This window comes from Amycolatopsis sp. lyj-84 (genome assembly GCF_046549075.1).
Taxonomy (GTDB): domain Bacteria; phylum Actinomycetota; class Actinomycetes; order Mycobacteriales; family Pseudonocardiaceae; genus Amycolatopsis.
Genome location: NZ_JAJPWO010000017.1, coordinates 107,469 through 131,918, shown reverse-complemented (window position 1 = coordinate 131,918; position 24,450 = coordinate 107,469). Strand labels below are relative to the sequence as shown.

The following is a 24,450-nucleotide window of genomic DNA, read 5'->3' as shown; positions in this document are numbered from 1 at the left end:
AGCTAGCCGACCGGGATGAGCGAGCCTTCGGCGTTGGTCGTGAACTGCATGGCCAGCCGGACCGGTGCCGGGTGCGGGGCCAGGACGATCGACGCGAACGGGGTCGAGGTCACCCCGGTCGCGTAGTTGGTCTGCAGATGCACGCTGACGTGCACGTTCCGGTCCGCGGGGATTTCGAACGTGACCGAGCCCCACGAGACCACGTACTGCCTGCCGTCGATGCTCGCGAACGGCGCGTAGTGGCGCACCGCGTTGGCGCTGAAGGGAGGTATGTCGACGACGAGCAGCCGACGCTGACCGTCGTGGTTGTCGACGTAGGGGATCACGCCGGGCTGCGAGGCCAGATCGGTCATTCTCGGTGCTCCATCAGAACTGGTAGTAGAGGAACGGGCTGAACGTCCCGGTCGCGATCAGGATCGCCGCGTAGATCAGCCCCACGGTCATCACGCCGATCCGCAGCGCCGTCGCCGGGCGGCTCCGCGAAGACTCCAGCAGCGGCCCGGTCACCGGATGCGCCGGCAGGAACACGATCGCCAGCGCGCACAGCAGGATGATCAGCCGCTGGTTGGTCACCGCGCTCTCCACGACGTCGGTGAGGCCGGTGAAGTCCGGCAGCACCATGTGCCCGATCATGCCGAGCGCGTGCGGCAGGTCCTTGGCGCGGAAGAACACCCAGCCGAAGACCACGAGAACGAGCGTCAGCGCGCGGCGGCCGATGCGGGCGGCCTGGGTCTTCGGGGTGGCGTCGTAGCCGAAAGCGCGTTCCACGATCAGCAGCGCGCCGTGGTAGACGCCCCAGATCAGGAACGTCCATTGCGCGCCGTGCCAGAACCCGGTCAGCACGAAGACGATGCACAGGTTCCGGTACGTGTGGCCCGCGCCGGTGCGGTTGCCGCCCAGCGGGATGTAGACGTAGTCGCGGAACCAGCGCGACAGCGACATGTGCCAGCGCCGCCAGAACTCGGTGATGGTCACCGACGAGTACGGCCTCGCGAAGTTCTCCGGGAGCCGGAAGCCGAGCATGCGGCCGAGCCCGATCGCCATGTCGGAGTACCCGGAGAAGTCGAAGAACAGCTGAAGGGTGTAGCCGATCGCGCCGAGCCAGGCGATCGCGAAGGTCATCTGATCCGGGGGAGTGTTGAAGCAGGCGTCCACCATCGGGCTGAGCGAGTCCGCGATGATCGTCTTCTTGCACAGCCCGAGCGCGAAGCGCGGGAAACCGGCGGCGATGTCGTCGAGGCGGTGCGAGCGCTGCTGAGGCAGCTGGTCGGCGATCTCGCGGTAGCGCACGATCGGCCCGGCCACCAGCTGCGGGAACATCGCGATGTACGCGGCGAACGACACCGGGTTGCGCAGCGCGCGGCGTTCACCGCGGTAGATGTCCACCACGTACGAGATGTGGTGGAACGTGTAGAACGAAATGCCGATCGGGATGACCAGGTCGGCCACCGGGAAACCGCCGCCGAACCAGTGCGTCACGGCCGCGATCTGCTGGGTCGCGAATCCCGCGTACTTCCAGATCAGCAGCATGCCGACGTTGAGGCCGATGACCCCGAGCAGCAGCCGCTTGCGCCGCCTGTTCTGCAGATCCCACGCGTTCGGTTCCAGCGCGGGCCCGGCCAGGAAGTTGACGACCATGCAGCCGATCAGCACCAGCGTGTACGGCCCGGCGCCGGTGGCGTAGAAGATCAGGCTGCCCGCGGCGACGATCCCGTTCCGCCAGCTGCGCGGGCACACCAGCACGGCGAGCAGTACCGCCGGCATGAAGTACCACAGGAACAGCGGCGAAATGAACGACATCGGTGCGGGGTCCCCCAGGGCGGTTACGCGTTATCCGCTGGTGACCTTAGCCTGAGGCCCCCGCCCGATGTCGATGAACTGCGTGTCGGCGAAGTGCGGGGTCAGACACGTCCCGTGAGACGGCGGCGGCGCGCCACCTCGGCCAGCAGCACTCCGGCCGCGACGGACGCGTTGAGCGACTCGACACCGGCGGCCATCGGGATCGACACGGTCGCGTCGCAGGTCTCGCGCACGAGCCGGGAGAGGCCGCGGCCTTCCGAGCCGAGCACGATGACGAGCGGGTCCGCCGCGAGGTCCAGTTCGTCGATGTCGACCGAGCCGTCCGCGTCGAGGCCGACGACCATCAGGCCGTCGTCCTTCCACGCCTTCAGCTGGCGGGTGAGGTTGGTCGCGACGGCGATCGGCAGCTTGGCGGCGGTGCCGGCGGAGGTCCGCCACGCGACCGCGGTCATGCCCGCGCTGCGCCGCTCCGGCAGGAGGACACCCTGCGCGCCGAACGCGGCGGCCGAACGGATCACCGCGCCGAGGTTGCGCGGGTCGGTGACGCCGTCGAGCGCGACGAACAGCGGGGTCTGCCCCGAGTTCTTCGCGACCGCCATCAGGTCACGCGGGTCGGCGTACTCGAACGGCGGGACCTGCAGGCCGAGGCCCTGGTGCATGGCCCGGTTGGTCTTGCGGTCGAGCTCCTCGCGCGGGACCTCCAGGATCGAGATGCCCTTGTCGCCCGCCAGGCGGACGGCCTCGTTGACGCGGTCGTCGATCTCGATGTTGATCGCGACGTACAGCGCGGTGGCGGGCACGTCGGCGCGCAGCGCCTCGACCACCGGGTTGCGGCCGGCGATCAGTTCCGGCTTGTCGGCCTTCTTCTGGCGCGCCTGTTCCTTGCGGTCACGCGCGTTCGACATGCGGTACGCCTTGTGCCCGGGCCGGTCCTCGGCCTTGGGGGTCGGGCCCTTGCCTTCCAGGCCCTTCCGGCGCTGGCCGCCGGAGCCGACGACCTGACCCTTCTTCGTGCCGGGCTTGCGAATAGCGCCCTGGCGCCGGGAGTTGCCTGCCATCAGTGAGAATCCTTGAGCTAGAAAAGCGAGTAAGTGTCAGACTTCCTTGACGGTCCACTGTGGACCGTTCGGGGTGTCTTCCACCACGATGCCCGCCTGCTGGAGGCGGTCACGCGCGGCGTCCGCACGGGCGAAGTCCTTCTCGGCGCGGGCCTGCTGCCGTTCGGTGAGCAGCCCTTCCACGAGGTCGGACAGTGCCTGCCGGGTGGGCGTTTCGTTGCCGCCCGCCTCGGACCAGCGCGCGGAGAGCGGGTCGAGGCCGAGCACGTCGGTCATCGCGCGCACGGAGGCGGCGAATTCGAGTGCCTTGGAAGTGTCGGCCTCGTCGAGGGCGGCGTTACCGTCGCGGACCGTGTTGTGCAGCACTGCGAACGCCTGCGGGGTGGCCAGATCGTCGTCGAGCGCGGCGGCGAACTCCTGGGGGACCTCGCCGAGGTGGACGTCACCGGCGATGCCGGCGGTACGCCGCAGGAACTGCTCGATCCTCCGGTAGCCCTGCGCGGCTTCGGTGAGCGCGCCGTCGGAGTACTCGATCGTCGACCGGTAATGCGGCTGGATCAGGTAGTACCGCAGTTCGGGCGCCCGGTAGTTCTTGATCATCTCCGGGATCGACACCGTGTTGCCCAGCGACTTCGACATCTTCTCGCCGGACATGGTCACCCAGGCGTTGTGCAGCCAGAACCGCGCGAACGAGTCGCCCGCCGCGTTGGACTGGGCGCGTTCGTTCTCGTGGTGCGGGAACACCAGGTCGATGCCGCCGCCGTGGATGTCGAACTCGGGGCCGAGGTACGTCGTCGCCATCGCGGAGCACTCCAGGTGCCAGCCGGGACGGCCGTCACCCCACGGCGTCGGCCACGACGGTTCGCCCGGCTTCGAGGCCTTCCACAGGGTGAAGTCGCGCGGGTCGCGCTTGCCCTCGCCGAGGCTCTCGCCCTGCTGGACCTCGTCGGGCTTCTGGCCGGACAGGTCGCCGTAGCCGTCGAACGCCTTGACCGAGAAGTACACGTCGCCGCCGGAGGCGTAGGCGTGCCCGCCGTCGATCAGCCGCTGCATCAGCCCGACCATCTGCGTGACGTGCCCCGTCGCCCGGGGGGAGATCGAAGCGGGCAGGCAGCCCAGCGACTCGTACGCCGTCTCGAAGGCGCGCTCGTGCGTGGCCGCCCACTCCCACCAGGGGCGATCCGCCGCGGCGGCCTTGGTGAGGATCTTGTCGTCGATGTCGGTGACGTTGCGGACCATCAGCACGTCGAGTCCACTGTGGACGAGCCAGCGACGCAGGACGTCGTAGTTCAGCGCGCCGCGGACGTGGCCGATGTGGGGGATGCCCTGCACGGTGGCACCACACACGTACATGGACGCCGTTCCGCTACGGGCGGGATGGAATTCCCGCACGCTCCGGGTCGCGGTGTCATAGAGGTGTAGTGCCACCCTAAAAGGGTACGGGGTGCGCGTGAGCGGCGTCGCAGTGACCGTATTACAGCACGTTATGGGTGCGCATGACGCCAAGTAGGGCGTCCGGCCGCTCGGTCGTCGGCAGCGGCTCTACCAGCGCGAACGCGCAGCCGATCTCGCGTGCGGCGCCGTCGGCCTCCTCGCTGTCGCCGACCATCAGCGTCTCCGCGGGGTCGACCCCGAGCCGCTCGACGGCCGTCCGGAAGATCTCCGGCTCCGGCTTCACGGCCCCGACCTCGAAGGACAGGATGAACTCGTCGACGAAGGCGTCCCAGCCGCGGCGGCCGAAGGCGGGACGGATGTCGAAGGCGATGTTGCTCAGGACCCCGACCTTGACGCCCTTGCCCGCGACGCCCTTGAGCACGGCCTCGGTGTCCGGGTACGGCGTCCACTGGGTGGGATCGATCAGCCGGGTGTAGAGCGCGACGGCCTGGTCGGCGTGCGGGACCCCGGACTGCTTGAGGACCTCGAGGTACACCTTCCGGTGCAGCACCGGGTCGCGGTCGCGGTGGTGCCAGGCGTGCAGGTGCTCCTCGTCGAGGTCGACGACCTGGCCGACCGGCGCGGTCATCCGGCGCATCAGTTCGGTCTGGGCCTCGAGGTCGAGGTTTTCGCCCTCGTGATCGGTGAGGTCGGCGAGCCAGGTCTCATCCTGCTCGAGCCGGAAGACCGTGCCGGAGAAGTCGAACAACACAGCGCGATAGGTCACGAACCCCACCCTAGCCACGATCGTGGGGTCTTCGCCGCTCCCCGCGTGTGACATGAAAGGCCCGTTACTTGCAAATTTTGCAAGTAACGGGCCTTTCATAGCGCTTGTCAGGCGGCGTTACCGGTGATCTTGGTGGGCGTGATCCGGACCAGCACGCGGACGACGTCCGCCGGCTCCTCCGGGTAGTCCTTGTCCAGGTACTTGTGCGAGAGCTCGTTGATCAGCTCGCGCCCGCCCTCGTCGGTCATCTCCACGGTGCCGCGGATCTCGACGTAGTTGTACGGGTTCTCCTGGTCGAACACCGACACGGACACCCGCGGGTCCCTGGCCATGTTCCGCTCCTTGAGACGGCCGCGGACGGTCGCGAAGATCACCGTGTCGCCGTCCCGCTTCGCCCACAGCACGGACGTCTGCGCGGAGCCGTCGGCGTTGAGGGTCGCGAGGACCGGGAAGTTGTTGCCGTCGAGGAGTTTCTTGGTCTCATCGTTGAAAGTCACACCCATGGCGAGAGCCTAATCAACGAACGTTCCCGGCGATCCGGTCGACTCGCAGCCGGACGATCACCCGTTCGACCTCCGGGCCTTCCGGTGGCGGGTCCTGGCCGAGGTACTTGTGGCTGAGCGTCTTCGGCAACGTCTTCCCGGGGTCCGGTGTGATCGTGACCGTGCCCCGCAGTTGCGTGTGCCGGTACGGGTTCTCCGCGTCGGTGATCGACACGCTCGCGCGAGGGTCGCGTCGGAGGTTCCGCACCTTCAGCCTGTCCTCGGTGGCGCTGAAGACCAGATCGCCGTCGTCGAGGCCCACCCAGATGACCGAGGTCTGCGGCCCGCCGTCGGCGTCCAGCGTGGCCACGGTCGCGAAGTTCTTGCCGTCCACCAGTTCACGGACCGGTTCGGGAAGTGTGACTGCCATGACTGCCCGAACCGGCTCCTGGCGCGGGCTATTCCTGCGAGGGCAGGAGCAACGCCGTCGCGAACGCCGCGATGCCTTCGCCGCGGCCGGTCAGGCCGAGCCCGTCGGTCGTCGTCCCGGAGACGCTCACCGGCCCGCCGACGGCCTCGCTCAGCACCTTCTGCGCCTCTTCGCGGCGCTTCCCGACGCGCGGCGCGTTGCCGACGATCTGGACGGTCGCGTTCCCGACGGTCCAGCCGCCCGCCTCGACGAGGCGCCGGGCCTCGGCGAGGAACTCGACGCCGTGCTTGCCCGCCCACTTCGGATCACCGGTGCCGAACACCGCGCCGAGATCACCGAGCCCGGCCGCGGACAGCAGCGCGTCGCACAACGCGTGCGCGGCGACGTCGCCGTCGGAATGCCCCGCGCAGCCGTCGACGCCGGGCCAGAGAAGACCGGCGACCCAGCATTCGCGGCCTGCCTCGACGGGGTGGACGTCAACGCCGTTGCCGATCCTCACAGGGTTTCCTCTTCTTCTCCGGCCACAGCGATCGCCTCGGCCAGTTTCAGTTCGAACGAAGTGGTGACGCGCATCGCATCGGGATGCCCGGCGACGGTGTGCGCGCCGTCGAGAGACGGTTTGTCGACATACGAGAGAAAAGTCTCACGAGTGAAGCCGAGCGGGGTTTGCGCCGTACGCAGGTGTGCGCGGTCTTCGGTGCCCGTGATCACCTTCGCCGCGTCGGTCACCTTCACGGTGTCCGCCATCGGCAGTACGGGAACCACGAAGGGGAAGCCCGCACGGACCGCGTCCGCGACGGTACGGACCGTGTCCGCGGGAGTGAATGCGCGCAACGCGTCATGCACGAGGAAAACGGGATTCCCGGCGATCTCTTTTTCGACGGTGTCGAAAGCATGTTTGAGCGAAGATCCGGGTACTATCCGGCAACGCTCTTCCAAGCCGGTCAGAGCGGCCGAAAACAAATGAGCACACCGCTCGGGGGCCGCCACGACCACCAGATCGAGATCCGGCAGCGCGAGCAGCCCCCGCACAGTGTGCGTGAGTAGAGCTTCACCATTGACCGGCGCGAGAGCGAGCTCCGCGTCGGAGGCATGGTGTCGAACGGCAGTGACGAACACGATTGTGCTCATATGGACGGTGCTCATATGTGCGCGATCGTAGAGGTATCCCCCGCAGCCTCACCTGGCGTGGGACATCCGCCGATTCAGACTGCCGCGGTTTCCAGAACTTCGTCGAGGAGGACTTCAGCCTTGTCCTCGTCGGTGCCCTCCGCGAGCGCCAGCTCGCTGACCAGAATTTGCCGCGCCTTCGCCAGCATGCGCTTCTCGCCGGCTGAAAGTCCGCGGTCCTTCTCTCGTCGCCAGAGGTCGCGCACCACTTCGGCCACCTTGTTCACATCGCCGGAGGCGAGCTTCTCGAGGTTGGCCTTGTACCGACGAGACCAGTTAGTGGGCTCTTCGGTGTGCGGAGCACGCAGAACGTCGAAAACCTTGTCCAGTCCTTCTTGCCCGACGACATCACGAACACCGACGATCTCGGCGTTGTCAGCGGGCACGCGAACCGTAAGATCCCCTTGCGCGACTTTGAGGACGAGGTACTTCTTCTCCTCGCCCTTGATCACGCGGGTCTCGATGGCTTCGATGAGTGCGGCACCGTGGTGCGGGTAGACGACGGTCTCTCCGACCTTGAAAACCATGTGTCCTCTGCCCCTTTCGCTGAATTCATCTTAGCACGTGCCGACGAGGCCCACCTAGCGGCCTGCGATCGTCGTCGCAGGTCAGCGGCCTGACGATGGTCCGCCCAGGGGTTGACAAACCCAATTTGCCCATGCTCATGCAGGTGAGAAGCGAACGATTTCCAAATCCTTTGTGGACGGTTGATCTTGGGCACGTCACCGCATTGGTGGCGTGTCAACACGCACCGGGTTCTCCGGCCGCGAAGTCGCCCGGCTAGTCTTCGCGGTGAAGAGGCCGTGAGATGGAAGGACTCCGACGTGAGGCTGCAGAATCGTCGCGTGTTCGGCGCAGGTGTGCTGGCGCTCGGCGCCGCGCTCGTGCTCGCCGGCTGCGGTGCTGGTCAGATCACCCAGACCGACTCGCAGCAGCCCGCGGTCAACGGGACGTACGCGCAGGCCAAGGACCTCGTGCTGCGGAACGCCGCGCTGCAGTTCCCGGCCGAGGGGCAGGCGTACCCGGCGGGTGCCGCCGTGCCGCTGACGCTGACCATCGTGAACCAGGGCAAGCTGGACGACGAGCTCATCTCGGTCTCCTCCGAAGCCACCACCGGTGACGCCAAGATCTCCGGCGCCAAGGCCGTCGTCGCGAGCCACGCGCTCGTGATCGGCCCGTCCGACGCGGTCGAGTCGACCAAGGAGGTCGCTCCGACGAGCGCCCCCTCCTCGGCGCCGTCGTCTTCGGGCGCCCCGTCGTCCTCAGGTGCCCCGTCCTCCTCGGGTGCCCCGTCGAGCAGCGAGTCCGGAGCTCCGTCGTCGAGCGTCGCCGGGACGGTCACGCCGTCCGTGGGCCCGGAGCAGCCCACCGAGGTCGGCAAGGCCACGGTCGTGCTGCAGGGCCTGAAGCAGCCGCTGTGGGCGGGCCAGACGATCAAGGTCACCTTCGTCTTCAAGAACTCCGGTTCGGTCACGCTGGACCTGCCGGTCGCGGCGCCGTCGCACCCGGGTAGCCGGGAGCCCGCGCCGGAGAAGGAAGCCAAGGGCGGCGGCCACTAGTCTTAAAGAGAGCTGAAGGGGCCCTTCACCGCGTCACACGCGGTGAAGGGCCCCTTCGCTGCATCTGATGCGGGGAAAGTCCCCTTCAGCCCCCGGCCCGTGCTGCCCGGGTTTGTCGGTGGTGGCGGCTAGCCTCGCGGAGTGGTCAAGAAAGGCAGCACCTACCGCTGCGGTGAATGCGGGTACGAGGCGCCGAAGTGGGTCGGGCGCTGCCCGGAGTGCCAGGCATGGGGAACGCTCGAGGAACGCGGCGACGCCCGCCCGGCGATAGCCAGGGTCGCGGCAGGCGCGCCCAGCGCCCCGGCCCGCCCGATCGGCGAGGTCGACGTCGAAACGGCTCGCGCCAAGCCCACCGGCGTCTCCGAACTGGACCGCGTGCTCGGCGGCGGGTTCGTGCCGGGCGCGGTCATCCTGCTCGCCGGGGAGCCCGGCGTCGGCAAGTCGACCCTCCTGCTGGAGGTCGCCTATCAATGGGCGGCCACCGCGGGCCGCGCGCTGTACGTCACGGGCGAGGAGTCGGCGGGACAGGTACGCCTGCGTGCCGAGCGCACCGGCAACGTCCACGACGAAATGTTCCTCGCGGCCGAGAGCGATCTCTCCGCGATCCTCGGCCACGTCGACGCGGTCAAGCCGGGAGTCCTGATCGTCGACTCGGTCCAGACCATGGCCTCACCACAGGTGGAGGGCGCGCCGGGCGGGGTCACCCAGGTCCGCGCGGTCACCGCCGGGCTGGTCGCGCTGGCCAAGGAACGCGGACTGCCGATCGTGCTGGTCGGTCACGTCACGAAGGACGGCTCGGTCGCCGGGCCGCGGGTGCTGGAGCACCTGGTCGACGTCGTCCTGCAGTTCGAGGGCGACAAGCATTCGACGCTACGGATGCTGCGCGGGATCAAGAACCGCTTCGGCGCTGCGGACGAGATCGGCTGCTTCGAACTGGTCGAGGAAGGCATCGTGGGCGTGCCCGACCCGTCGGGCCTGTTCCTGAGCCACACCTCCGAGCCGGTCGCGGGCACCGCCGTCACGGTGACCATGGAGGGCAAACGGCCGCTGCTGGGCGAGGTGCAGGCGCTGGTGTCGGCGACACAGGCCCCGCAGCCCCGGCGCGCGGTGAGCGGTCTCGATTCGGCACGCGTCGCGATGGTCCTGGCCGTGGTGGAGAAGCGGGCGGGACTCAAGGTCGGCGACAAGGACGTCTACGTCGCGACGGTCGGCGGGATGAAGATCACCGAGCCCGGGATCGACCTGGCGGTGGTGCTGGCCCTGATCTCTTCGGCGACGGACACCCCGCTCTCGCCCAAGCTCGTCGCGATGGGCGAGGTCGGGCTGTCGGGTGAGGTCCGGCGGGTGCCGAGCGTCGGGCGGCGGCTCGCGGAAGCCGCCCGGCTCGGCTTCACCTACGCGCTGGTGCCGCCGGACTCCGGCAAGATGCCGCCGGGTATCCGGGTACTGGAGGTGGGCGACGTCGGAAGCGCGCTCAACGCCGCCAAACACGCTCGCTAGGGACCCTCGCGGTCGGTGATCTGCGTCGTCACCGTCGTCTCGTGGATCGACAGCCCCGGAAAACTGGGATCGGACCGGTTCCGTGCGGCGCTGTAGCCCGCGACATGCGCCGTCGCCAGGTCCACGACGAACGTCTTGGTCTGGTCGGTGTCCCGGACGGAGAACGAGATGGCCGGACGGTTGTCGGAGGTGGTCGCGTTCGTCTCGAGCGTGATGCCCGGAGCGTTCGCGAGCGCCTTGCACAGTGCCACCCGAAGGTCGCTGTAGCCGTGCGACGAACGCATGACGCCGAGGGCCATGTCGAACATCTTGGGTGCCGTGTTCTCCTTGCCGTCCTTGCTCTCGTGGCGCAGCCGTTCGAGCAGCTTCGCCGGGTCGGTGGGCAGCCCTTCGAGGAATTCCTTGTTCAGCAGCATCCAGTTGCTTCGCGGAGGTTCGTCCCGCTGGGTCGAGACGGGTCCGTTCGGCGGTGGGCTCGTCGTGGTCGTACTGGAAGCCGGTTCATCCGTCGGCCGCTGCCCCGAGCCTTCCCAGGCGGTGGAGACCGTCGCGCCGGGGATCGACTCGCCTTGTGCCTTCGCCGTCTCGTAGTCGCCTTTGATCCAGCGGATTTCGCCGGTTCTGGTGAACCGCGTCAGATGCTTGAAGCCCCAGTCCGATGGCAGCCACCGCTCGGTGATCTCGTGTGTCTGGTAGATCACCTCGCTCTTCCTGCCGACCCACGTCACCCAGCTCGACTCGGTGGAGAGCCGGTACTGCTTACCGGTCAGGGGGAGGTCGGAGCCGCGCAAGTCCTTCAGGGGGCCCATGTCCGGGGCGACGGTCGAGTGGGCGGCGGGGTCCTGGCCGTCTTCGCCGACGAAGGCGTTCGTCGCCACGATCCCCCCGCCGGACACCAGCGCCGCGGCGGCCGCGGCCGCGATCCACCGCCACGAGCCCGGTCGTTTCTTCACCGCGGGCGGCGCCGCCTCGGGGAGGAGGACGACCTCGCCCGCGGCGCGAAGGAGCGAAGCCTTGGCGCGGGCCAGCTCGTCCTGACGGACGTCCGGTTCGGAATGGAGGTCGGCCAGCGCCTCGTCGAGTTCGGCGTCGGACCACACCTTCCTGATGCTACCGCCGTGCACTGTCGCCATCCTCCTCGCCGCTTGAGCCGTCCTTTGTGGACTCAGATGTGATCTCCGGCGCGTTGGCGCGCAACCATCTTCGGATCCGGTGCAGCCGGGATCTGACCGTTCCCGCGGGAATGCCCAGCGCCTCGGCGGCCTCGCCGGGGTCCAGGCCCGCCCAGGAGACCAGGAGCAGGGTGTCGCGGTCCGCGACGCTCAGTTCGGCCAGCGCGCCCGCCAGCTGGGCCGCGCGGGTCTGCGCGTCGACCCGCTCCGCGACGCGACCGTCGTGTCCCGTCGAGACCAGGGGCGCGGCGGCCGCGAGCCGGGCCGTCGCGGCGAGAGCGCGGGTCTCGGTGCGGACGTGGTGCCGGAGCAGGTTCGTCGCGATGCCGTAGAGCCACGCCCGTGCCGTCCCGGCCTCCGGGCGATACGTCTCTCGCCGCCGGAGTGCCACGAGGAACGTCTCGGCGACGAGGTCGTGCGCGGTTTCGGTGCCGACACGACGGGCGAGATAGCGCTGCAACGGGGCCGCGTGAGCGTCGAAGAGCACGCCGAAGACGGGCGCCGGGTCGGGACCGCCGAGATCCGGCCTGTCCAGCCCCCGCGAGCCCGTCTGCTCGTGATCGTTTTTCATCACCTGCACGATCGCTCTTGCCCGATGGCCCCTCGAGCGTTCATTCGATCCTACTTTCGTCGTGGGCCGTTCGGGGAAAGCGCAGGTGGAGATCAAGACAAAAGCCGCCGCAGGGACGATCCTGTTCACTATTCACCGATAAAAAGTGAAACTGGGGAAGGATTACCATGCGCAGACTCAAGTCCGCGGTAGTCGCCGCGCTCGCGGTGTCCGCACTGATCACCGCGCCGGCCGTGGCCGTCGCCCAAGAGAAGTCCACCGATCCCGGCTTCGTGAACTCGATGGCGCCTCCCGCCAAGGTCGAGGGCGTCAAGGCGGCCGCGGAGCTCAACATCCAGTACCAGATCCAGGAGACCGGCTACTGGTGCGGTCCGGCCGCCACCCGGATCGCCATCTCGGCCAAGAACGGCAACCCGCCGAGCCAGCAGCAGCTCGCCAACGAGCTCCCGACCAGCACCAACGGCACCGACTGGATCGGCCAGGTCACCCGCGTCCTCAACAACCACGTCGCGGGCGGCTGGTACGAGACCAAGGAGATGCCGAACGACCCGCCGACGCAGGCACAGCGCGACCTGCTGTGGCGCGACATCGTGCTGGACGTCGACAAGGGCTACGCGCTCGTCGCGAACATCGTCGCCCCGGCGAACAACCACCCGCCGGGCTACCCGAACTACACGATCTACCACTACTTCACGATCATCGGCTACAACAGCGACAACATGACGGTGAAGATCGCCGACCCGGCCAACTTCGGCGGCAACCAGATCTACTGGCTCACCTTCAACCAGCTCGCCACCCTGATCCCGCCGAAGGGCTACTCGGCCTGACCCCCTCCCGCGTTTCGTCCTCTCGATGCGGTACTTGCGCGTGCAAGTACCGCGAGCAGAGGACGAAACGCGGGTTGTACGAATCTTGTACGGGCGGGTTCGAAGATCGAAAGCATGCGCATCAAGACGCTCGGTCTGCTGGCCGCCTCACTGCTGGCCCTCATCGCCGCGCCGGCCCAGGCCGCCGACGGCAACCCCCTTGAGAAGACCAACGGCTTCTACGTCGACCCGAACTCCAACCCCGCCGTCTGGGTGAAGGACCACCCGGGCGGCACCGCCGACAAGATCAAGGCCGCCATCTCCACCAAGGCGGGCGCGCGGTGGTTCGGCAACTGGAGCGGCGACGTCAAGAAGGCCGTCGACGGCTACACCTACGCCGCCGACGTGGCGGACAAGCTGCCGATCCTGGTCGCCTACAACATCCCCGGCCGCGACTGCGGCGGGCACTCCGGTGGCGGCGCGGGCAGCCCCGCGGCGTACCGGACCTGGATCTCGAACTTCGCCGACGGCATCGGCGGCAAGCCCGCGGTCGTCATCATCGAGCCGGACGCGCTCGCGCAGGTCGACTGCCTGCCGGCCGGTGAGCGCCAGACCCGCCTCGACCTGCTCAAGTTCGCCGCCGAGCAGTTCGCCGCGAAGGCCCCGAACACCTGGGCCTACATGGACGGCGGCAACTCGACCTGGATCCCCGCCGCCACCATGGCCGACCGGCTCAACGCCGTCGGCGTGAAGTCGATCCGCGGTCTCGCGATCAACGTGTCGAACTACAAGACCACCACCGACTCGGCCAACTACGGCAAGGCCGTCAGCGCCGCGCTGTCGAGCAAGTACGGCTACACCAAGCCGTTCGTGATCGACACGAGCCGCAACGGCAACGGCCCCAAGGGCGCCGAGTGGTGCAACCCGGCCGGGCGCAAGCTCGGCACGCCCTCGCAGACCGGCGGCGGCGCCGAGATGCTGCTCTGGGTCAAGGTGCCCGGTGACTCCGACGGCAAGTGCGGGATCGCGCCGAACGTCGAAGCCGGGCAGTTCAGCTCCGACCTGGCGCTGCGCCTGATCAGCGGAACCTGACCCGCCCCCGAACCCGTCGCGCCGGCTGTTCGTCTGTGACCTTCGTTCTCCCGAGAAGGCGAAGGCCACGACCCCTTGGACTGCAGCCGGCGCGACGACTCCAACCACGCGTGAAGGCCCCCTTCCCTCGGCTCAGCCCAGGGAAGGGGGCCTTCACGCGCTTCGGTAGTACGGTGACCTCAGTCACACCATCGGACCGAGGAGGACGGCGTCGTGGAGTTCCAGCTGGCGATCGGGACCAGGAAGGGGTTGTTCCTCGCCCGCGGTGAGGACAGGAAGCACTGGGAACTCTCCGCGCCGAAGTTCCCGATGGAGGCCGTCCGGGCGGTCGCGCTGACCCCGTCCAAGGTCTACGCCGCCGCGGTCAACGAGCATTTCGGGCCGACGATCGCGACGTCCGAGGACTTCGGCGAGACCTGGACCGAGCCGGATCACGCGCCGGTGGCCTTCCCCGCCGACACCGGGACCGCGCTCGAAGGCATCTGGCAGATCGTGGTCGCCGGTGACGTCGTCTACGCCGGTGCCGAGCCGTCCGCACTGTTCCGGTCCGAGGACGGCGGCGAGACCTTCGAACTCGTGCGCGGGCTGTGGGACCACGAACACCGTCCACACTGGACTCCCGGCGGTGGCGGCCAGATGATCCACACGATCCTGCCGCATCCGGCGGATCCCGGGCGGATCACCGTCGCCATGTCGACGGGCGGTGTCTATCGCACCGAGGACGGCGGCAAGAGCTGGACGGCGTCGAACCGCGGGATCAGCGCGGGCTTCCTGCCGGACGAGGAGCCCGAGTTCGGGCAGTGCGTGCACAAGGTCGCGATGCATCCGGCTCGCCCCGAGCGGTTCTTCCTGCAGAATCACGGCGGTGTCTACCGCAGCGACGACGACACGAGGACCTGGAAGTCCATCGCCGGCGGCCTGCCGAACGACTTCGGGTTCGCCATGGTCGTCCATCCGGCGAAACCGGACACCGTCTACAACTTCCCTTTGGTGGCCGACGTTCTCCGTTTCCCGCCGGACGGCCGTTGCCGCGTCTACCGCAGCGAGGACGCGGGCGAAACCTGGACCGGGCTCGGAACCGGCTTGCCGGACAAGGACTTCTACGCCGGTGTGCTCCGGGACGGAATGTGCGTCGATCAAGAGGCGGGGATCTACTTCGGCACGCGGTCCGGTGAGGTGTGGGCCAGTCCCGACGAAGGCGACACCTGGCATCAGGTGGCCGCCCATCTTCCGGACGTGCTGTGCGTGCGGGCCCAGGTGGTCTAGGTGGTCCGGGTCCTGCTGCCCGCGATGTTGCGGCCGCTCGCGGGCGGAGCGGGGACGTTCGAGGTCGACGCCCCGACGCTCGACGCCGTACTCGACTCGCTCGGTGCCGAGTTCCCCGCGCTGGAACGCCGTCTGCGTAACGAAACCGGTGCGCTGCGGCGCTACGTGAACTTCTACGTGGACGGTGAGGAGTGCCGTCGGCTCGACGGCGCGAAGACCTCGCTCGCCGGGGCGGAAGAGGTCCAGATCATCCCGTCCGTCGCGGGCGGCTGAGTGTCAGGAAAGGGGCTTTCAGGACGAAATTCGTCCTGAAAGCCCCTTTCCTGACCTGGGGTTCGCGCTACTGGGAAAGCAGGTTCGCGCAGCGGATCAGCCCGATGTGCGAGTACGCCTGCGGGTGGTTGCCCAGCGAGCGCTCCGCGATCGGGTCGAACTGCTCGGGCAGCAGGCCGGTCGGGCCCGCTGCGTCGACGATCTGCGTGAACAGTTCTTCGGCTTCGGTGCGCCGCCCGGTGAGCAGGTACGCCTCGATGAGCCAAGCCGCGCAGATGTGGAAGCCGCCCTCACCGCCGGGGAGGCCGTCGTCGCGGCGGTAACGGTACACAGTGGACCCACTGCGCAGTTCCGCCTCGATCGCGGTCACCGTGGACTGGAACCGCGGGTCGGCCGGATCGATCAGCCCGGTCAGCCCGACGAACAGCGACGCGGCGTCGAGGTCCGTTCCGTCATACGCGGTGGTGAAGGCCTGGACCTCTTCGTTCCAGCCCTTGTCCAGCACGTCGGCGGCGATCTCGTCGCGCAGCGAAGGCCACGCGCCCGGCACCTGACGGCCGTAGACCTCGCCCAGCTTGATGGCCCTGTCGATGGTCACCCAGCACATCACCCGCGAGTACACCCGGTGGCGCGGCACGTGCCGCTCTTCCCAGATGCCGTGGTCCGGCTCGTTCCAGCGCCGCGTGACGGCCTCGGCCATCGCGCGCACCATCTGCCAGTCCTCGTCGCGCAGTTCGCCGCGCGCCGCCGCCAGGGTCTGCACGAGTTCGACGACCGGGCCGAAGACGTCCAGCTGCACCTGGTGGTTCGCCAGGTTGCCGACGCGGACCGGCCGCGAACCGGCGTATCCGGGCAGCGACTCGATGACCGCTTCGGCACCGATCACGCTGCCCGCCAAGGTGTACAGCGGGTGCAGCCGTTCCGGACCGGCCAAAGTGGACAGTACGCCGTGCAGCCAGCGGAGATAGCCTTCGGCCTCCTCGGTCGAGCCGAGGTGGACCAGTTCGCGCACGGTCATGGCCGCGTCGCGGATCCAGCAGTACCGGTAGTCCCAGTTGCGGACGCCGCCGATCTCCTCCGGCAGCGACGACGTCGCCGCCGCGAGCACGCCGCCGGTGTCGGTGTTGACCAGCCCGCGCAGCGTCAGCGCCGAGCGGCCGACGAGGTCGGTCTGGACGCTGGGCAGCTTGAGCGTCTGCGCCCAGGTGCTCCAGTAGTCGCCAGCGCGGGACCGTCGCTCCACTTCGGACAGTTCGTGCGCGGCGAGATCCGAGGTGCCGCAACGGAGTTCCAGCACCACCGGGTTCTCCGGTGACGGGGTGACGAGCGCGGTCGCGGTGTCGTTCATGCCGTCGGAAGTGATCTCCCACTCCACGCCGGGCGAACGCAGTGCGAACGGCTCCGAGGTGCCCTGCACCAGGATTCCCTCGTCGTTGGCGACCAGTTTCACCGGCACGCCGCCGAATTCGGGCCGGGGCGCGAACACGATCTCCGCCGCCGCCTCGCCCGAGATCACCCGGACGAGATCCGTGCGGTGCGCGGGGCTCTCCGGCTCGATGTAGTCGGTGACGAGCAGCCGGGACCAGCGGGTCTCGACCGTCATCGTGTTCGGCAGGTAGCGCTGCCCGAGCGGCAGGCCGTTGCGGTGCGGCCTGATCGAGAAGTGCCCCGCGCCGGCGCCGCCGAGCAGGTCCGCGAACACCGCGGGCGCGTCGGGGCCGGGGTGACAGAGCCAGGTCAGCCGGGCGTCCGGCGTGACCAGCGCGACCGAACGTTCGTTGGCCAGCATGGAAAGCCGCTCGATCGGCGGCGCCTGCTCGCCGTAGAGCCAGTTGCGGCGCTCTTCGAGCAGGAAGGCGAGCGCCATCGCGACGTCGACGGTGTCCGGGACCCGGTACTGCGCGAGGCTTTCGCCCTCGCCGACCTTCACACCGAGGTCCGGGCCGGAGATCCGGGCGAACGCCTTCTCGTCGGTGACGTCGTCGCCGAGGAAGATCGCCGCCGTCGCGCCGACCTGGTGGCGCAGGGTGTCCAGCGCGCGGCCCTTGTCCGTCTGGACGACCGCGAGCTCGACGACCTCCTTGCCGTCGGTGGTGGACACGCCCTCCCACTTCGAAGGTCCATTGTGGACATCACGAAGCACGCGGCGGCCCGCCTCGTGTTCGGCGCGGCGGACGTGCACCGCGATGCTCGCGGGCTTGACCTCGAGCGAAACACCCGGCACGTCGAGCACCAGGTTCTCCAACTCGGCTTCGAGCCGTCTGTGGAGCTCGCGGGCCTTTTCGTCGAGCGCGTGGATGAAGCCGATGTCGAACTCGGACCCGTGGCTGCCGACCAGGTTCACCTCGGCCGGGAGACGGGAAAGGGTGGCGAGATCGCGCAACGCGCGGCCGGAGATGACCGCGGTGGTCGTCTCGTGCAGGCCGGCCAGCGACCTGAGCGCACCCACCGATTCGGGCAGCGGACGGGCTTCGTCCGGGTTGGCCGTGATCGGGGCCAGCGTGCCGTCGTAGTCGCAGGCGACCAGCAGCCGCGGGGTGCGCGCGACCTGGACAATCGCGCGCCGCAGCTCGGCGGGCAGTGCCTCGGCGGTCAACGATTTCTCCTCGGGAACTATGCGGGGTATGGGGGAAGTCTCAGTCCGTCGATTCTCCGCCGAGCGCCTGGAGGAACGAGCGCGCCCATCGGTCGACATCGTGCGTGAGGACCTGTCGACGCATGGCGCGCATACGGCGGCGTCCCTCTGCGGGGTCGAGCGTAATGGCAGTCTCCAGGGCGTTCTTCACCCCGTCCAGGTCATGGGGGTTGACCAGGAGCGCACTGGTCAGCTCGGCCGCGGCGCCGGCGAACTCGGACAGCACGAGCGAGCCGCCGAGGTCGTGGCGGCAGGCGACGTACTCCTTGCAGACGAGGTTCATCCCGTCACGCAGGGGAGTGACCACCATGACATCGGCCGCGGAGAAGAACGCGGCCAGTTCCGTCCGGTTCACGGACTGATGCAGATAATGCACGACCGGGTGACCCACGCGGGCGAATTCGCCATTGATCCGCCCGACCATCTGCTCGATGTCGCCGCGCATCCGCTGGTAGTGCTCGACGCGTTCGCGGCTGGGCGTGGCCAGCTGGACGAACGTGACGTCCTCCGGTCGGACGCGGCCTTCGTGCAGCAACTCGTGCAGCGCCTGCAGCCGCAGGTCGATGCCCTTCGTGTAGTCGAGCCTGTCGACGCCGAGCAGGACCTTCTTCGGATTGCCCAGATCGCGCCGCAGCTGGGCGGCGCGTTCGGCGACGCCCTTGGTCTTGGCGAGTTTGTCGAGACCGATGGCGTCGATGGAGATCGGGAACGCGCCGACCCGCACCGTCCGGTCGCCGACCTGCATCAGGCCGGGACGGGTGCGGATGCCGACCGCGCCGCGGCTGGATTCGAGACCGGCCAGCTGCCTGGCCAGCCAGAGGAAGTTCTGCGCGCCACCCGGTCGGTGGAATCCGACGAGGTCGGCGCCGACCAGGCCGCGGACGATCTCGGTCCGCCACGGCATCTGCATGAACAACTCGACCGGGGGAAACGGGATGTGCAGGAAGAACCCGATCCGGAGATCAGGGCGCAGTTCGCGCAGCATCGCCGGGACCAGCTGGAGCTGGTAGTCCTGGATCCAGACGGTCGCGCCCTCGGCGGCCACCTTCGCGCTCGCCTCGGCGAAGCGCCGGTTCACCCGGACGTAGGACTCCCACCAGCTCCGGTCGAACACCGGCCGCGCCACCACATCGTGGTAGAGCGGCCAGAGCGTCGCGTTGGAGAAGCCCTCGTAGTAGTCGCGGACGTCGTCCGAAGTCAGGGAGACCGGGTGCAGGACCAGGCCGTCGTCGTCGAATTCCTCGACCTCGACGTCGGGCACGCCCGGCCAGCCGACCCAGGCGCCCTTGCGGGACCGCAGGAACGGCTCGAGCGCCGACACCAGCCCGCCGGGGCTCGCCGTCCAGCGCCTGCTCCCGTCGGCGGTCCGTTCGAGGTCCACCGGGAGCCGGTTCGCCACCACCACGAAATCCGCGGATGCCGTTCTGCCCGTCTCGGAGTTCACTTCGTCCACCAGCCGCTCCCTCGAAATCGCGGGTCGCTGCCCTAGGGAAGGACCCTATCGCGAGCTCGCGAGACGGCCGGTCGTCGCGCGATCACTCCAAGCGTCGCTCGGCGGGTTCCATCGGCCCCGCCATCCGCGGCCCGGCGAACTTGCGTTCGAGCCTGCCGAGCCCCGTGCGCACCGGCTGCGCCAGGTACTCGCCGAGAACCACACCCGCTGCCAGGGCAAGCCCGATCGCGACCGCGGTCATCAGCGTCGAGATGTTCCCGCCCTGTTCGACGCCCAATTGGTATAGACCACGATAGGTGGAGAGACCGGGAAGGAGGGGCGTGATGCCGGACACAGCCACCACGAGCGGGGTCACCTTGAGCCGCCGGGCGAGCACGCCGCCGCAGAAACCCACCAGCGTCGCGGCCATCGCGGACGAGCTGACCGCCTCGAAATCGGTCAACATCAGCGCGCCGTACACCGCGCCGCCGATCGCCCCCGCCGCTCCCGCGACGATCATCGCGCGCATCGTCGAATACGACGCGAGCGCGAAGCAGGCGGACGCGCCGATGCTGCCGATGACGATGATCGGAAGTTGTTGCGGCGTCGAGGAGACCACTTCGGGAAGCGGTGTCAGCGGCAGGCCGAGCAGCAAGGCGATCTTGAGGGCGAGCACCACGCCCGCGATCAGCCCGGCACTCATCAGCGCGGTTTCCATCGTGCGCCCGGCCGCCGTGACGTAGTAGCCGGTGATGGCGTCCTGCACGGCGGAAACCGTGGAGAGGCCGGACAGCAGCACGGTGACGGCCGCGGCGACGACCAACGTGGGTTTGTTCGTGGTGAGCAGGTTGCTGCTGACTATCGCCATCGCGGACAGGGTCGCGACCAGACCGCCGATCACCTGCTGGAAGAAGAACGGCAGCGCGAAGCGGTTCAGGAAGCGGCCGAGCCGGTCGATGACGGCACTGATCACCATCGCGACCAGCGCGACGTCGATGCTGCCGCCGAGGATCAGGGTGATGAACCCGGCCAGCCCGCCCCAAGCGGCCGTGGCCACCCAACGGGGGTACGGGTGCGGCGCGGTCGTGATCCGCTGGAGTTCCTGCTGGGCCTCTTCGGCGCCGATGTTCCCGCGGACGATCCTGCGGACCAGCGTCTCCGTCTGGGTGAGCCGCGTGTAGTCGAGACTGCGCGAACGGACCACACGCAGCGCCGTCACCGGCGCCATGTCGGTGCCGCGGTGGCAGGTGACCGTGATCGACGTGAAGATCACGTCGACCTCGCAGTGCGGGAGACCGAGCGCGGAGGTCAGCGCGATGATCGTCGCCGTGACGTCGGAAGCGCCGGCGCCGCTCGACATCTGGACCTCGCCGATGCGCAGCGCGAGGTCCAGGACGAAGTTGACCGTCGAGTCGTCGGGCGGCTTCGGGCCCATCGCCTCGTCGCCGTCGACGGCGGGCTGCTCGGCCGTCGGGGCTTCGAGGATCTGCCAGGCGCGACGCCGCAACAGGTTCGGCCGGTGCGAACGAGCCTGGTGGATCGATCGCTCACCGTCACGCTGACGCGGGGCTTCCAGTAACCATTCGCCACGTTCGGGTGTTTCGTCCTGGTTCCTGTCGTCACCGCGTCTGCCGCTCTGGGCCCCCTTGGTGTGCTCGTTGATCTTCATGATCGATCCACCTCCTCACTCGGTTCGCAGGGCTGTCGGGTCCGTTGTTCCAAAGGACTTTCCCGAGGACCATCGGGCCCGGCGGCCCGACCGTTGCAGGTATCCCGAAGTGGCGTCCACCACGTCCGATGAAGATCATCGCGGCTCCGCCGGTTTACGGCACACTTCATGCCATGGCGTCCTCTGTGAGCAGGCGTTCCGTCCTTCGCGCGGCCGGTGTGACAGCGGCCGGAACAGCGGCCACGTTCACCCTTTCGGGTGCATCTAACGGGGCGGAGAGCCCGGTTTTCGCGCACGGCGTGGCCTCGGGCGACCCGATGCCCGATTCGGTGCTCCTCTGGACCCGGGTCACGCCCTCGGCCGAGGCCGTTCCGGGATCCGGAAAAGGGCCGTCGGCGGACGTCCGGTGGGAGGTGGCCGAGGACGCCGGATTCGCGCACGTCGTCGCTCGCGGTCACGCCCGGACGGGACCCGAACGCGACCACACGGTGAAAGTGACGGCGGGCGGGCTGTGCGCGTCGACGGCGTACTACTACCGGTTCACGTCGCGCGGGAAGGTCTCGCAGATCGGGCGGACGCGCACCGCTCCCGCGCACGAAGACGACGTCGCGAGGCTGCGGTTCGGCGTGGTCTCGTGTGCGAACTGGGCTGTCGGTCATTTCGCCCCCTACGGCTATCTGGCCGACCGCGACGATCTTGACGCCTTCCTTCACCTGGGTGACTACCTCTACGAAGGGAATCCCAATCCTGCGAACGATCTCCGGCCCTCGGTACCGCCCAACGAGTTGATCACCCTCGCGGACTACCGGCAACGGCACGCGATGTACAAGACCGACGACCACCTCCGGCGGCTGCACGCCCGCCACCCGATGGTCGCGACCTGGGATGATCACGAGGCCGCGGACAACGCTTGGTCCGGCGGGTCGCCGTCACACGATCCGGCGACCGAAGGCAGTTGGCGCGACCGGATGCGGGCGGCGCACCAGGCGTACTTCGAATGGATGCCGGTGCGGCATCGCGGTGACCGGCTGTACCGGCGGCTGAAGTTCGGGAAGCTGGCCGACCTCACCATGCTGGACCTGCGGACCTACCGGACTCGTCAGCCCGGCCCCTCGGAGGAGCCGGACGGCACGATCCTCGGCGCCGAGCAGCGGCAGTGGTTCCTGGAGGGCCTGGCGCGCGGGACGGCGTCGTGGAACGTGATCGGGAATTCGGTGATGGTCACGCCGATCAAGGTCCCCGCGCTGCCCACCCGCGAACAACTCGCGCTCGGCGACCTCCTCGACGGCCAGCCGACCACGGTGAACACCGACCAATGGGACGGCTACACCGCCGACCGCCGCCGGGTGCTGGACGCCATCGCCGCGCAAGGCCGCGGCAACACGGTGTTCCTGACCGGCGACGTCCACTCGTCGTGGGCGAACGACGTGCCGCGGGACGGGACGAGCGTCGCGGTCGAGTTCGTCTGCCCGTCGGTCACCTCGGACAACATCGACGAGCAACTCGGCGTCCCGCCGCGGACCGGCTCCCTGAAGGTCGAGGCCGCGATCCGCGCGCTGAACCCGCACGTGCGTTTCGTGGAACTCGACTCGCACGGCCCCGGCGTCCTCGAAGTGACGCCGGACGCCGTCCGGATGAGCTGGTACTACGTCGCCGACCGCCGCGACCCGGCGACCGCCGTGACGTTCGCGCACGCCTTCCGGACGGTGGCAGGGGAACCCTGGGTGCGCCCTGCGAACGGCTGAGCGGGCGCCGATATACTGGGTGTGCCTGGGGGTGACTCCGGGCAAGGCCGCTCTAGCTCAGCTGGTAGAGCATCTGTCTTGTAAACAGAAGGTCAGGGGTTCGAGCCCCCTGGGCGGCTCCCTTTCGAAATGATCGCCGACCTGTCCGTCGAGGGCCTGAGGCAGTAGTCGCGTCAGCTCTCTTCGGCGGTGGGGCTACAATGAGTCACGTATCGTGAGGCCGTTCAGACTGTGTGGAACCTGTCGGAATGTGGCCTTGGGCGGGCCACCGAAAATGAGGCGAGCCGAGCACCTGCCAGCGGGCATGACGTGCCCCTCCGCGGGGTGAATTGCTCCTGAGCTCGCCGGTGACCGGGTCTTCGTCACCGCGGTTGAGGAATCCACTCGACAGGCGACTCCGATGCGTGACACCAAAACCAGCTCCGCCGCCGCGACGGTGCCTCATACGGCAGACCTCGTGGTGGGGGTGTGACACCGCCCGATGACCTCGAGACCGTTCTGGCTCACCTGCACCGCGCGGCCGCTGACGGACAGCATCTCGGCGCCACTGCCTCCCTGCGCATCGCCGTGCTTCTCGGCCTGGATGTGCTGACCATCGACCTGATCAACGGCGCCGGAACCCTGGAATTGGTGTGGTGCGACCCCGCCGAAGGGTCAGGGCCCGAGCTGGACGACCTGCAATTCACCCTCGGTGACGGTCCCACTCTGGAAGCCGTCCAGCACGGCTACACGGTGACCGAACCCGATCTGGTCGCCACCGACCAGGCCCGCTGGCCGTTGTTCCTGCCCGCCGCGATGCAGAGCCCGGCCCGAGCCGTCATCGCCGCCCCGCTCCGGGCCCGCGGCAGGACCGTCGGAGCCCTTACCGGTTACCGCGCCACCTCCGGCGCCATGACCTCATCGCAAGCTCGGGATTTCCACCGTGTCCGGCAAGGGCTGCTGCCCCTGCTCTTGCGGAGCGCGCAGAACTCGGCCACCGGTGACTCCGGCCTCCGTCGCTATCGGGAAGAGGTCCAGCAAGCCGCCGCCTTCCTCGCCGCCGGCCTCGCCATTCCACCTGAGCAGGCACTCGCCCGATTGCGCGCACGCGCCTTCTGTCACGACCGCTCCCTGACCGACATGGCCCGCGACGCACTCACCCATCGCCTGCGATTGGACGACCACAACTTCTAGGCCGCCGAACAGTGAGGCGGAGAACCCGCGGATCAGGGTGTGCCGCGACGTCGTGGCGGCACACCTGGCCCGGCGGGGTTATTCGTTGGCGCGGAGTTCGGTGTTCTGGCGTTGGGATTCGTGGAGCTGGTCTTCGAGGGAGACGATGCGGCAGGCGGCGTCCACGGCGGTGCCCTGGTCGACCAGTTCCCGCACGCGTGCGGCGATGCGCAGCTGGTGGCGGGAGTAGCGGCGGTGCCCGCCCGCCGAGCGCTGCGGTGTGATCAGCCCGGCTTCGTCGATGCTGCGCAGGAAGTTCTGGGTGGCGCCCAGCATGTCCGCGGCTCGGCCCATCGTGTAGGCGGGGTAGTGGTCGTCGTCGAACTTGTCGGCCCCGCCGGAAACGGTGGCGGGGGTCTCGCGTTGGTCAGGAATCATTCCACCTCCACATCACAAGGGACCCCGGGCGCCAGTGCG

24 protein-coding genes and 1 tRNA gene are annotated in these 24,450 nt (G+C 68.7%); 9 read left to right on the top strand and 16 right to left on the bottom strand.

Translation table 11 applies throughout. The annotated features are described in order from the left end of the window. Positions 1 to 2: 2 nt before the first annotated feature. The 10 genes from ACLJRM_RS37700 to ACLJRM_RS37655 all read right to left on the bottom strand — a co-directional run bounded on the left by ACLJRM_RS37700 (position 3) and on the right by ACLJRM_RS37655 (position 7,628). Complete coding sequence (locus ACLJRM_RS37700) at positions 3 to 353, bottom strand: hypothetical protein (RefSeq protein WP_101611021.1); 351 nt, start codon at positions 351 to 353, stop codon at positions 3 to 5. 13 nt (positions 354 to 366) lie between these two features. Next, complete coding sequence (locus ACLJRM_RS37695) at positions 367 to 1,800, bottom strand: MBOAT family O-acyltransferase (protein ID WP_101611020.1); 1,434 nt, start codon at positions 1,798 to 1,800, stop codon at positions 367 to 369. 101 nt (positions 1,801 to 1,901) lie between these two features. Beyond that, on the bottom strand, positions 1,902 to 2,858 hold the full coding sequence (gene rlmB, locus ACLJRM_RS37690; protein ID WP_101611019.1) for a 23S rRNA (guanosine(2251)-2'-O)-methyltransferase RlmB: 957 nt from the start codon (positions 2,856 to 2,858) through the stop codon (positions 1,902 to 1,904). A gap of 36 nt (positions 2,859 to 2,894) precedes the next feature. Continuing rightward, the gene (gene cysS, locus ACLJRM_RS37685) at positions 2,895 to 4,286 is read right to left on the bottom strand and encodes a cysteine--tRNA ligase (RefSeq protein WP_410665785.1); all 1,392 of its coding nucleotides are present in this window, start codon (positions 4,284 to 4,286) and stop codon (positions 2,895 to 2,897) included. 46 nt (positions 4,287 to 4,332) lie between these two features. Next, positions 4,333 to 5,019 (bottom strand): HAD family hydrolase, encoded by a 687-nt coding sequence (locus ACLJRM_RS37680; RefSeq protein ID WP_410665784.1) that lies wholly within the window; start codon positions 5,017 to 5,019, stop codon positions 4,333 to 4,335. Positions 5,020 to 5,126: 107 nt separating this feature from the next. After that, on the bottom strand, positions 5,127 to 5,522 hold the full coding sequence (locus ACLJRM_RS37675) for a PPOX class F420-dependent oxidoreductase (RefSeq protein WP_101611017.1): 396 nt from the start codon (positions 5,520 to 5,522) through the stop codon (positions 5,127 to 5,129). 13 nt (positions 5,523 to 5,535) lie between these two features. After that, the gene (locus ACLJRM_RS37670) at positions 5,536 to 5,931 is read right to left on the bottom strand and encodes a PPOX class F420-dependent oxidoreductase (protein WP_101611016.1); all 396 of its coding nucleotides are present in this window, start codon (positions 5,929 to 5,931) and stop codon (positions 5,536 to 5,538) included. Between the two features lie 28 nt (positions 5,932 to 5,959). Continuing rightward, positions 5,960 to 6,430 (bottom strand): 2-C-methyl-D-erythritol 2,4-cyclodiphosphate synthase, encoded by a 471-nt coding sequence (ispF, locus tag ACLJRM_RS37665; protein ID WP_101611015.1) that lies wholly within the window; start codon positions 6,428 to 6,430, stop codon positions 5,960 to 5,962. Beyond that, positions 6,427 to 7,077: a 2-C-methyl-D-erythritol 4-phosphate cytidylyltransferase gene (locus ACLJRM_RS37660; protein WP_410665783.1), complete on the bottom strand. Its 651-nt coding sequence runs from the start codon at positions 7,075 to 7,077 to the stop codon at positions 6,427 to 6,429. Before ACLJRM_RS37660 ends, ispF begins: the two co-directional genes overlap by 4 nt. Before the next feature lie 59 nt (positions 7,078 to 7,136). Next, positions 7,137 to 7,628: a CarD family transcriptional regulator gene (locus ACLJRM_RS37655; protein WP_005165253.1), complete on the bottom strand. Its 492-nt coding sequence runs from the start codon at positions 7,626 to 7,628 to the stop codon at positions 7,137 to 7,139. Between the two features lie 297 nt (positions 7,629 to 7,925). Here ACLJRM_RS37655 and ACLJRM_RS37650 point away from each other — a divergent pair, with 297 nt between their 5' ends. Together ACLJRM_RS37650 and radA are read left to right on the top strand one after the other, a co-directional pair. Further along, positions 7,926 to 8,660, top strand: a complete 735-nt coding sequence (locus ACLJRM_RS37650) for a hypothetical protein (protein WP_410665782.1) — start codon at positions 7,926 to 7,928, stop codon at positions 8,658 to 8,660. A 141-nt stretch (positions 8,661 to 8,801) separates the two neighbouring features. Continuing rightward, positions 8,802 to 10,160: a DNA repair protein RadA gene (radA, locus tag ACLJRM_RS37645; protein WP_101611014.1), complete on the top strand. Its 1,359-nt coding sequence runs from the start codon at positions 8,802 to 8,804 to the stop codon at positions 10,158 to 10,160. On the opposite strand, the gene ACLJRM_RS37640 is transcribed toward radA, so the two are convergent. Together ACLJRM_RS37640 and ACLJRM_RS37635 are read right to left on the bottom strand one after the other, a co-directional pair. Then, positions 10,157 to 11,260, bottom strand: coding sequence for a hypothetical protein (locus ACLJRM_RS37640; protein WP_410665781.1), 1,104 nt, complete (start codon positions 11,258 to 11,260; stop codon positions 10,157 to 10,159). The two genes, radA and ACLJRM_RS37640, sit on opposite strands and share 4 nt — an antisense overlap. Positions 11,261 to 11,270: 10 nt before the next feature. Beyond that, positions 11,271 to 11,912, bottom strand: a complete 642-nt coding sequence (locus ACLJRM_RS37635) for an RNA polymerase sigma factor (RefSeq protein WP_410665780.1) — start codon at positions 11,910 to 11,912, stop codon at positions 11,271 to 11,273. A gap of 158 nt (positions 11,913 to 12,070) precedes the next feature. On the opposite strand from ACLJRM_RS37635, the gene ACLJRM_RS37630 reads away from it, so the two are divergent. From ACLJRM_RS37630 to ACLJRM_RS37615, 4 genes are all read left to right on the top strand, one after another. Continuing rightward, positions 12,071 to 12,730: a C39 family peptidase gene (locus tag ACLJRM_RS37630; RefSeq protein ID WP_101611013.1), complete on the top strand. Its 660-nt coding sequence runs from the start codon at positions 12,071 to 12,073 to the stop codon at positions 12,728 to 12,730. 114 nt (positions 12,731 to 12,844) lie between these two features. Continuing rightward, positions 12,845 to 13,801 (top strand): glycoside hydrolase family 6 protein, encoded by a 957-nt coding sequence (locus ACLJRM_RS37625; protein ID WP_101611012.1) that lies wholly within the window; start codon positions 12,845 to 12,847, stop codon positions 13,799 to 13,801. Between the two features lie 213 nt (positions 13,802 to 14,014). Continuing rightward, positions 14,015 to 15,067 carry a WD40/YVTN/BNR-like repeat-containing protein gene (locus ACLJRM_RS37620; protein WP_410665779.1) on the top strand — a complete coding sequence of 351 codons (1,053 nt, stop codon included), beginning with the start codon at positions 14,015 to 14,017 and terminating at the stop codon, positions 15,065 to 15,067. Next, positions 15,068 to 15,340: a MoaD/ThiS family protein gene (locus ACLJRM_RS37615; RefSeq protein ID WP_410665778.1), complete on the top strand. Its 273-nt coding sequence runs from the start codon at positions 15,068 to 15,070 to the stop codon at positions 15,338 to 15,340. It abuts the gene before it with no gap. 67 nt (positions 15,341 to 15,407) lie between these two features. On the opposite strand, the gene otsB is transcribed toward ACLJRM_RS37615, so the two are convergent. The 3 genes from otsB to ACLJRM_RS37600 form a co-directional block, all read right to left on the bottom strand. Next, positions 15,408 to 17,936: a trehalose-phosphatase gene (gene otsB / locus ACLJRM_RS37610; RefSeq protein ID WP_410665777.1), complete on the bottom strand. Its 2,529-nt coding sequence runs from the start codon at positions 17,934 to 17,936 to the stop codon at positions 15,408 to 15,410. A gap of 40 nt (positions 17,937 to 17,976) precedes the next feature. Beyond that, positions 17,977 to 19,428: a trehalose-6-phosphate synthase gene (locus tag ACLJRM_RS37605; protein ID WP_101611008.1), complete on the bottom strand. Its 1,452-nt coding sequence runs from the start codon at positions 19,426 to 19,428 to the stop codon at positions 17,977 to 17,979. A gap of 82 nt (positions 19,429 to 19,510) precedes the next feature. Next, a complete protein-coding gene (locus ACLJRM_RS37600) occupies positions 19,511 to 21,076 on the bottom strand; it encodes a threonine/serine exporter ThrE family protein (protein WP_101611007.1) in 1,566 nt (521 codons plus the stop codon). A 173-nt stretch (positions 21,077 to 21,249) separates the two neighbouring features. Between ACLJRM_RS37600 and ACLJRM_RS37595 the strand changes: the two genes are divergently transcribed. The 3 genes from ACLJRM_RS37595 (at position 21,250) to ACLJRM_RS37585 (ending at position 23,994) form a co-directional block, all read left to right on the top strand. Next, positions 21,250 to 22,821 carry an alkaline phosphatase D family protein gene (locus ACLJRM_RS37595; protein ID WP_410665776.1) on the top strand — a complete coding sequence of 524 codons (1,572 nt, stop codon included), beginning with the start codon at positions 21,250 to 21,252 and terminating at the stop codon, positions 22,819 to 22,821. A gap of 46 nt (positions 22,822 to 22,867) precedes the next feature. Next, a tRNA-Thr gene (locus ACLJRM_RS37590) sits at positions 22,868 to 22,940 on the top strand. 349 nt (positions 22,941 to 23,289) lie between these two features. Next, positions 23,290 to 23,994 (top strand): hypothetical protein, encoded by a 705-nt coding sequence (locus ACLJRM_RS37585; protein WP_199192886.1) that lies wholly within the window; start codon positions 23,290 to 23,292, stop codon positions 23,992 to 23,994. Between the two features lie 78 nt (positions 23,995 to 24,072). Here the strand turns inward: ACLJRM_RS37585 and ACLJRM_RS37580 are convergent, their stop codons facing one another. After that, positions 24,073 to 24,411, bottom strand: coding sequence for a MerR family transcriptional regulator (locus ACLJRM_RS37580; RefSeq protein ID WP_101611006.1), 339 nt, complete (start codon positions 24,409 to 24,411; stop codon positions 24,073 to 24,075). Between the last annotated feature and the right edge of the window lie 39 nt (positions 24,412 to 24,450).

Bases quoted from the DNA above. Each gene is read 5' to 3' on its own strand.
- ACLJRM_RS37625 (WP_101611012.1), top strand. From the start codon at position 12,845: ATGCGCATCAAGACGCTCGGTCTGCTGGCCGCCTCACTGCTGGCCCTC.
- rlmB (WP_101611019.1), bottom strand. From the start codon at position 2,858: ATGGCAGGCAACTCCCGGCGCCAGGGCGCTATTCGCAAGCCCGGCACG.
- ACLJRM_RS37675 (WP_101611017.1), bottom strand. From the start codon at position 5,522: ATGGGTGTGACTTTCAACGATGAGACCAAGAAACTCCTCGACGGCAAC.
- ACLJRM_RS37655 (WP_005165253.1), bottom strand. From the start codon at position 7,628: ATGGTTTTCAAGGTCGGAGAGACCGTCGTCTACCCGCACCACGGTGCC.
- ACLJRM_RS37660 (WP_410665783.1), bottom strand. From the start codon at position 7,077: ATGAGCACCGTCCATATGAGCACAATCGTGTTCGTCACTGCCGTTCGA.
- ACLJRM_RS37700 (WP_101611021.1), bottom strand. From the start codon at position 353: ATGACCGATCTGGCCTCGCAGCCCGGCGTGATCCCCTACGTCGACAAC.
- ACLJRM_RS37630 (WP_101611013.1), top strand. From the start codon at position 12,071: ATGCGCAGACTCAAGTCCGCGGTAGTCGCCGCGCTCGCGGTGTCCGCA.
- ACLJRM_RS37670 (WP_101611016.1), bottom strand. From the start codon at position 5,931: ATGGCAGTCACACTTCCCGAACCGGTCCGTGAACTGGTGGACGGCAAG.
- ACLJRM_RS37595 (WP_410665776.1), top strand. From the start codon at position 21,250: ATGGCGTCCTCTGTGAGCAGGCGTTCCGTCCTTCGCGCGGCCGGTGTG.
- ACLJRM_RS37695 (WP_101611020.1), bottom strand. From the start codon at position 1,800: ATGTCGTTCATTTCGCCGCTGTTCCTGTGGTACTTCATGCCGGCGGTA.
- ACLJRM_RS37600 (WP_101611007.1), bottom strand. From the start codon at position 21,076: ATGAAGATCAACGAGCACACCAAGGGGGCCCAGAGCGGCAGACGCGGT.
- ACLJRM_RS37580 (WP_101611006.1), bottom strand. From the start codon at position 24,411: ATGATTCCTGACCAACGCGAGACCCCCGCCACCGTTTCCGGCGGGGCC.